At 39.8% G+C, this 7750-nt stretch carries 3 protein-coding genes and 1 rRNA gene (1 of these 4 only partly in view); 2 read left to right on the top strand and 2 right to left on the bottom strand.

All coding sequences use genetic code 11. From position 1 onward, the window contains the following. The first annotated feature begins 125 nt into the window (after positions 1-125). Positions 126-3044 (top strand): 23S ribosomal RNA (locus CC92_RS0113365). A gap of 509 nt (positions 3045-3553) precedes the next feature. Continuing rightward, complete coding sequence (locus CC92_RS0113360) at positions 3554-4207, top strand: class I SAM-dependent methyltransferase (RefSeq protein WP_029504019.1); 654 nt, start codon at positions 3554-3556, stop codon at positions 4205-4207. A gap of 271 nt (positions 4208-4478) precedes the next feature. Here CC92_RS0113360 and hcp read toward each other — a convergent pair whose 3' ends face one another. Then, positions 4479-6344 (bottom strand): hydroxylamine reductase, encoded by a 1866-nt coding sequence (gene hcp / locus CC92_RS0113355; protein ID WP_029504020.1) that lies wholly within the window; start codon positions 6342-6344, stop codon positions 4479-4481. A gap of 331 nt (positions 6345-6675) precedes the next feature. Then, on the bottom strand, positions 6676-7750 hold the 3' portion of the coding sequence (locus CC92_RS0113350; protein WP_029504021.1) for a coenzyme F420-0:L-glutamate ligase. Its footprint extends 116 nt past the window's final position; the window shows 1075 of its 1191 coding nt (coding positions 117-1191); its start codon lies beyond the right edge, outside the window; it ends in the stop codon at positions 6676-6678.

The raw sequence follows: 7750 nt of genomic DNA, 5'->3' as shown, positions 1-7750 counted from the left end.
ACTAAACGTAATTCTTATAACAGACGATGTTATGAGATTTATGATAAACAAACCGATAAAGTAACACTACGCTAGGTGATGAAATATCATATTAGAACATGCTGAAAAGTGTGACCTAATACAAAGGTTAAGCTAATAAGAGCGTATGGTGGGATGCCTTGGCACTAAGAGCCGATGAAAGACGTGATAAGCTGCGATAAGCTACGGTGAGGAGCAAATATCCTTTGACCCGTAGATTTCTGAATGGGGGAAACCTAATGGAGCAAACCTCCATTGACGTATGGTGAATACATAGCCATACGCCGGGAACCCGGGGAACTGAAACATCTAAGTACCCGGAGGAAGAGAAAGAAAACTCGATTTCCTGAGTAGCGGCGAGCGAAAGGGAAGGAGCCTAAACCGTGAGTTTACTCACGGGGTTATGGACCGCAATAAGTGACTTAGAGGGTAGAAGAATGGTTTTGGGAAAGCCAGCCAGAGAGAGTGAAAGCCTCGTATTCGAAACCTAAAGAGAGCGAGCGGTATCCAAAGTACAACGAGACACGAGAAACCTTGTTGGAAGTCGGGGGGACCACCCCCCAAGGCTAAATACTACTTAGTGACCGATAGTGCATAGTACTGTGAAGGAAAGGTGAAAAGAACCCCGGGAGGGGAGTGAAAGAGAACCTGAAACCATATGTTTACAAGCTGTGGAACCACCTTATGAGTGGAACCGCGTACTTTTTGTAGAACGGTCCGGCGAGTTACATCCAGTGGCAAGGTTAAGGACAAAAAGTCTGGAGCCGAAGGGAAACCAAGTCTGAATAGGGCGCTGAGTCACTGTGTGTATACCCGAAACCGGGTGATCTATCCATGGTCAGGTTGAAGCTGCCGTAAAAGGTGGTGGAGGACCGAACACACATCCGTTGAAAAGGGTGGTGATGAACTGTGGATAGGGGAGAAATTCCAATCGAACCCGGAGATAGCTGGTTCTCCTCGAAATAGCTTTAGGGCTAGCCTCGATAATATCCTACTTCGTAGGATAAGTCTAACGGAGGTAGAGCACTGAATACCCTAGGGGGCGTCAAAGCTTACCGAAGGTTATCAAACTCCGAATGCCGTATAGATGATGATCGGGAGTCAGACTACACGAGATAAGTTGGGTAGTCAAAAGGGAAAGAGCCCAGACCACCAGCTAAGGTCCCAAAGTGTGTGTTAAGTGGAAAAGGATGTGAGATTTCAGAGACAACTAGGATGTTGGCTTAGAAGCAGCCATACATTCAAAGAGTGCGTAATAGCTCACTAGTCGAGAGATCTTGCGCCGAAAATGTCCGGGGCTAAAACACACCACCGAAGCTGTGGAATCATACTTCGTATGATTGGTAGAGGAGCATTCTTAACTGCGACGAAGCTGTACCGTAAGGAGCAGTGGAGTGTTAAGAAGAGAGAATGCCGGAATGAGTAGCGAGATAGAAGTGAGAATCTTCTAGGCTGAATATCCAAGGTTTCCAGAGTAAAGCTGATCTGCTCTGGGTAAGTCGGGGCCTAAGGCGAGGACGAGAGTCGTAGTCGATGGACAACAGGTTGATATTCCTGTACCATATAGTAACAGAACTGTGGGGACACAGAAAGGTAGGAAAAGCCGGGAATGGAAAAACCGGCGCAAGCACAAAGTCAAGCTGGATAGGCAAATCCGTCCGGTGATGGTGAAGTGTGATGCGGAGTGAAGTTTAAGTAACGAAGTTTCTGAACCTATGCTGTCGAGAAAAGCCGCTATTGTTTACTATATGCCCGTACCGTAAACCGACACAGGTGGATGAGGAGAGAATCCTAAGGCCGACGGGAGAAGCATTGTTAAGGAACTCGGCAAAATGACCCCGTAACTTCGGGAGAAGGGGTGCCTGGGAAACCAGGCCGCAGAGAATTGGCCCAAGCAACTGTTTAGCAAAAACACAGGTCTATGCAAAACCGAAAGGTGAGGTATATGGGCTGACGCCTGCCCGGTGCTGGAAGGTTAAGGGGAGAGGTTAGACGCAAGTCGAAGCTTTGAACTTAAGCCCCAGTAAACGGCGGCCGTAACTATAACGGTCCTAAGGTAGCGAAATTCCTTGTCGGGTAAGTTCCGACCCGCACGAAAGGCGTAATGATTTGGGCACTGTCTCGACAATGCACCCGGTGAAATTGAAATACCAGTGAAGATGCTGGTTACCTGCGCCAGGACGGAAAGACCCCATGGAGCTTTACTTCAGCTTGATACTGGGATTCGGTGCTGCATGTACAGGATAGGTGGGAGACTAGGAAGTAGGAACGCCAGTTCTTACGGAGTCGCTGTTGGGATACCACCCTTGTAGTACTGGATTTCTAACCTGTAGCCGTGACCCGGCTAGGGGACAATGTCAGGCGGGGAGTTTGACTGGGGCGGTCGCCTCCGAAAGGGTATCGGAGGCGCTCAAAGGTTCTCTCAGAATGGTTGGAAACCATTCGTAGAGTGCAAAGGCATAAGAGAGCTTGACTGTGACACCGACGGGTGGAGCAGGTACGAAAGTAGGACTTAGTGATCCGGTGGTATAAAGTGGGATTGCCATCGCTCAACGGATAAAAGCTACCCTGGGGATAACAGGCTTATCACTCCCAAGAGTTCACATCGACGGAGTGGTTTGGCACCTCGATGTCGGCTCATCGCATCCTGGGGCTGTAGTAGGTCCCAAGGGTTGGGCTGTTCGCCCATTAAAGCGGTACGCGAGCTGGGTTCAGAACGTCGTGAGACAGTTCGGTCCCTATCCGGCGTAGGCGTAGGATATTTGAGAGGAGCTGCCCTTAGTACGAGAGGACCGGGGTGGACTGACCTCTGGTGTATCGGTTGTTCTACCAAGAGCATGGCCGAGTAGCCAAGTCGGGACGGGATAAACGCTGAAGGCATCTAAGCGTGAAGCCCCCCTCAAGATAAGATATCCCATTGCGAAAGCAAGTAAGACCCCTTAAAGACGATAAGGTTGATAGGACAAAGGTGGAAGTGTGGTAACACATGTAGCTGATTGTTACTAATAGGTCGAGGGCTTAACCTAAAAGGTTTGTTTAAAACATTCAATGTGAAGTAAAATAATCTCTATTAACCATAGAGATTATTGAAAGTATAGAATTAGAATGTATAATATTATACATTTATTAGGGAAAGTTTAGTAAGGATCGTTTTTAACGGTCTTTTTTTTTATCCAAGGCAAGAAAAGCGTATTCCTCGCGATTCTCTTGTCTTTTTTTGTTGACATTTTGATAATCTTAATAATCGATAGGTGCCATAATAAGATAAAAACTTAGATATTTTCTAAAAAATAAGAAACGCTATCACATAAGGTTAGATTAAGAGTAAGATATAGCATAAGTACTAGCTTATAACAAAGGCTTATCGATTTGGGCTACGACATTGGTAATTATACTTGCAATGAGAAGGTAAGAATAAACTACCTTCCTTATACTTAGTTTAATCTTATGAATGAATGGTAAGGAAACTTAAGGTAGGGTACAAGGGAATAATTGATTATAATGAATATGGGATATATTTGCTATGGAGGGAAGTATGGAATTAGAGAAAATGGAGAATTTTTTTGAGAATAGACTCGATGAATATGAAGAGCATATGCTTGAGCATGTAGAGGGATGTAAGGAAGGTTATCTTAGGATGGGAAAACTTATCCCAGAGAATACAAGAAGCCTTTTAGATTTAGGTTGTGGAACAGGTTTAGAATTAGAGGAAATATTACATAAGAATCCGTTTATTGAAGTAACAGGAATAGATTTATCTGCTGGGATGTTAAGTAGATTAAAAACTAAGTTTAACAATAATAATTTGAAACTAATCAGAGAGGATTATGTGCAATTTGATTATCCAATACAAGCATTTGATGTTGCGATATCATTTCAGACATTACATCATCTATCCGTTCAGAAGAAACAAATACTATATTCTAAATTAAGACAATCGTTAAAAGAGAATGGACGATATATTGAATGCGACTATATGGTAACAGAGGAGTCGGAAGAACTATATTATAACCTAGAGTATGAAAGAATGACTTCAGAGCAACAACTAAATCCGGATGTATACTATCATTATGACACACCATGTACAGTTGAACACCAAGTATCGCTTTTATCGGAGGCAGGATTTAAAAAGGTTGATGTGCTTTGGAGGGAGGGGAATACAACATTATTAATTGCTTATTTAGTTTAGCCTGAAGATTATAAGTTACAATAATCAATGGAGACATGCGTTGTCTACATTATAACAATAAGTATGTTTACGTAGCTAATTTAGAAAATGCTATCAGATCAGATTAAATAAAATAAGCAGGTACAACGTGATATTCTTAATTGCTACTAGGCAACGAGAAGATACACTTTGTACCTGCTTTTATTAGGTACCTCTATACCATTTACGCTCAAAAAGTAATAGAGTTTGGTTCAATATTAGATTTTGAGGAAGAATATTGATGGGTTTAAGATTAGGAATTTAACTTATTAAGGAGTACTTCAACATCCAATCCATGTACACCACAAGCTTCTTCTAATGTCTCCATCTGAGATGCAGGGCAACCAAGGCAATGCATACCAGCTTCCATAAGAGTAGAAGCACTATCTGGATTAATTCTAAGAAGATCACCTATTACAGTGTCCTTTGTAATTTCATCGGAGGAGTTGGAAGAAAAATCTTTTCCAAAGAATAATTCCATGTCTTCTTCTACTGTCTGAATTCCTGCGATTCCAAAATTATTTACTAAAACATTTGCAACATTTGGCGAGAGGAAAGCAGGTAGTGTTGGTCCTAAATGAATGTTCTTCACTCCTAAGTAAAGAAGGGAGAGTAAAACGATAACTGCTTTTTGTTCATACCATGCAATGTTATAAATGATTGGTAACTCATTAATATCACTTAACTCGAAAACTTCTTTTAACTTTAATGCTATAAGAGCTAAGGAGTAGGAGTCATTACACTGACCAGCATCTAATACGCGAGGAATTCCACCGATATCTCCTAAGTCTAACTTGTTATATTTATATTTTGCACAACCTGCAGTTAGGATTACAGTATCGTTTGGAAGTGCTTTAGCAAAATCCGTATAGTAATTTCTTGATTTTGCACGTCCGTCACAGCCAGCCATTACAACAAATTTCTTAATAGCACCAGACTTAACAGCAGCTACTACTGCGTCTGCAAGTGCAAGGACCTGAGCATGAGCGAATCCACCAATAATTTCACCGGTTTCAATTTCCACTGGAGCTTCACACTGTAGCGCATGCTTAATAATTACTGAGAAATCTTTACTTTTACCGGTTTCTCCTTCAATATGCCTACATCCTACATAACCAGCAGCACCAGTTGTATATAATCTATCTTTATAGGATGCTCTTGGAGGAACGATACAGTTTGTTGTCATTAGGATAGGGCCATTGAATTTCTCAAACTCTTCGTTTTGTTTCCACCACGCATTTCCGTAGTTACCTTTTAAATGCTTAAATTTCTTAAGATTTGGATAGTAGTGAGCAGGAAGCATCTCGGAATGAGTATATACATCTACACCAGTTCCTTCTGTCTGAATCAATAATTGTTCAAGGTCAGATAAATCATGACCAGACACAAGGATACCAGGATTTGTTCCAACACCGATGTTAACCTTTGTGATTTCTGGATTTCCATAGGTTGTGGTATTTGCTTTATCAAGTAATGCCATTCCATCTACACCAAATTTACCTGTTTCCATTGTTAATCCAATTAACTCATCCACAGTTAAAGTATCATCAAGTAACTTAGCTAAGGTTTCCTGCATAAAGATAGCAATAGTCTCTTCATCATAGCCTAAAGCATTTGCATGTTTTACATAAGCAGAAAGACCCTTTAAACCATAAGTAATTAATTCACGTAATGAACGAACGTCTTCTTCTTTGGTTGCTAATACTCCGACTTCATCTGAATTGGACTTTGCAATCATGGATTCGATTTCTTCCTTTGTGCTATCTACTGTTAAAGTCCAAAGGGCAGCTTCGGATAGATTTTCTTTATTATTTAACTGATTGATTAAATTTTCTTTTATAGCTAAGGTTTCTTTTACTCTTTGATAGAAAACTTCATCATCAAAATTTGCGTTTGTTATAGTTGTAAAAAGATTTAATGTTATATAGTGATTAACTTCTGGCAAAATGTTTCTACCTTCGAAACGAAGTTTTGTTGTTACCTCAGATAATCCTTTTGTTACGTAGATAAGTAAATCTTGCATATTTGCTAGGGCAGCAGTTTTACCGCAGACACCATTAAGGGTACAGCCTTTATTTCCTGCAGTTTCTTGACATTGAAAACAAAACATTTGATTCATATTTTATCTCTCCTTTTTAATTAATTTCTAGTTGCTATGCCTTTATTGTATTGGATGATAGATTAAAAATCTGTTGTTTTTACAACAAAAATATAATTATTATTAATTTTTGAAAAATCAATAAGTTTAAATCATAAAGTAAAAAGTTTAAATCATAGAGGAATAAGTTTAAATCATAGAGGAATTAGCTTAAATCATAAAAGAATATCCTTGAATCATAAAGGAATAAGCTCAGAACATAGATAATTATATAAATTATAAATAAAAAAAAGACCAGTAAGTTATGCAGTAGCAACTTACTAGTCTTTTTGAAGTTATATAGGGTTAGTTCTTAGTTTGTATAATTGTCGAAATATCCCTGGATTAATACGACTGGAGTTCCTTTGTCACCAGAACCAGAAGTTAGGTCACAAAGTGAGCCGATAAGATCGGTTAGACGTCGTGGAGTGGTACCCTGACTTGCCATATTACCAACTAAATTATCTTCTTTATGTTTAATTCTCTCGGAAATAGCATCTTTTAATGCATCACCAGATAGATTTTTAAAATCATTATCTGCGAGATACTTTAGTTTTACTTCATTTGGAGTACCTTCTAAGCCTTCCGTGTAGGCTGGAGATACGCAAGGATCAGCAAGCTCCCAGATCTTACCTACAGGATCTTTAAATGCACCATCACCATATACCATAACCTCTACATGGCGATTAGTTTTCTCCTTGATTTGTTTTTGTATATCCTGAACAAGATCGAAACATTCTCTTGGGAATAGCTTAATTTGATCTTCCGTGGATTTATTGGATCCTAATAAACCGAATTTTTCATTATAGCCACTACCATCGATTGGTGAATTCAAAATATCATCTAATCCAATAACATTTTGAGCACCAGCATTAGTTAAGATTCTCTTTGTTCTTACTCTGGTGTGGATATCACAAGTAAGTACATTTTTTGTATATTCTAAAATAGTCTTTGGCTGGTTAGAGAAGATGATTTCTACATCAGCCCCAGCATTTTTAATAATAGAGGAGTAGTAGTCTACATAATCAACACCGGTAAATGGGTGCTTATTCTCTCCAAATAGCTCTCGATAACGTTCTAAAGTAAGTACGTCGCTATATGGATTTACACCAGCTTCATCTAATTGGTCTAAAGAAACTAATTCATTCCCCACTTCATCGCTTGGATAGCTTAGCATAAGTACCACCTTTTTCGCACCCATAGCAATACCTTTAAGACATATAGCGAAGCGATTTCTAGATAAGATAGGGAAGATTACTCCAATCGTTTCTCCACCAAGTTTATTCTTAACATCAGTAGCAATAGCAGAAACATTTGCATAATTTCCTTGTGCTCGTGCTACGATAGACTCTGTTAATGCAATGACATCTTTTTCTCTTAAAGTAAAT

The sequence above is a fragment of the Lachnoclostridium phytofermentans genome, assembly GCF_000733755.1.
Lineage (GTDB): Bacteria > Bacillota > Clostridia > Lachnospirales > Lachnospiraceae > Lachnoclostridium > Lachnoclostridium phytofermentans_A.
The sequence above is the reverse complement of the archived record's forward strand: the minus strand, read 5'-3'. Positions and strand labels throughout refer to the sequence as shown.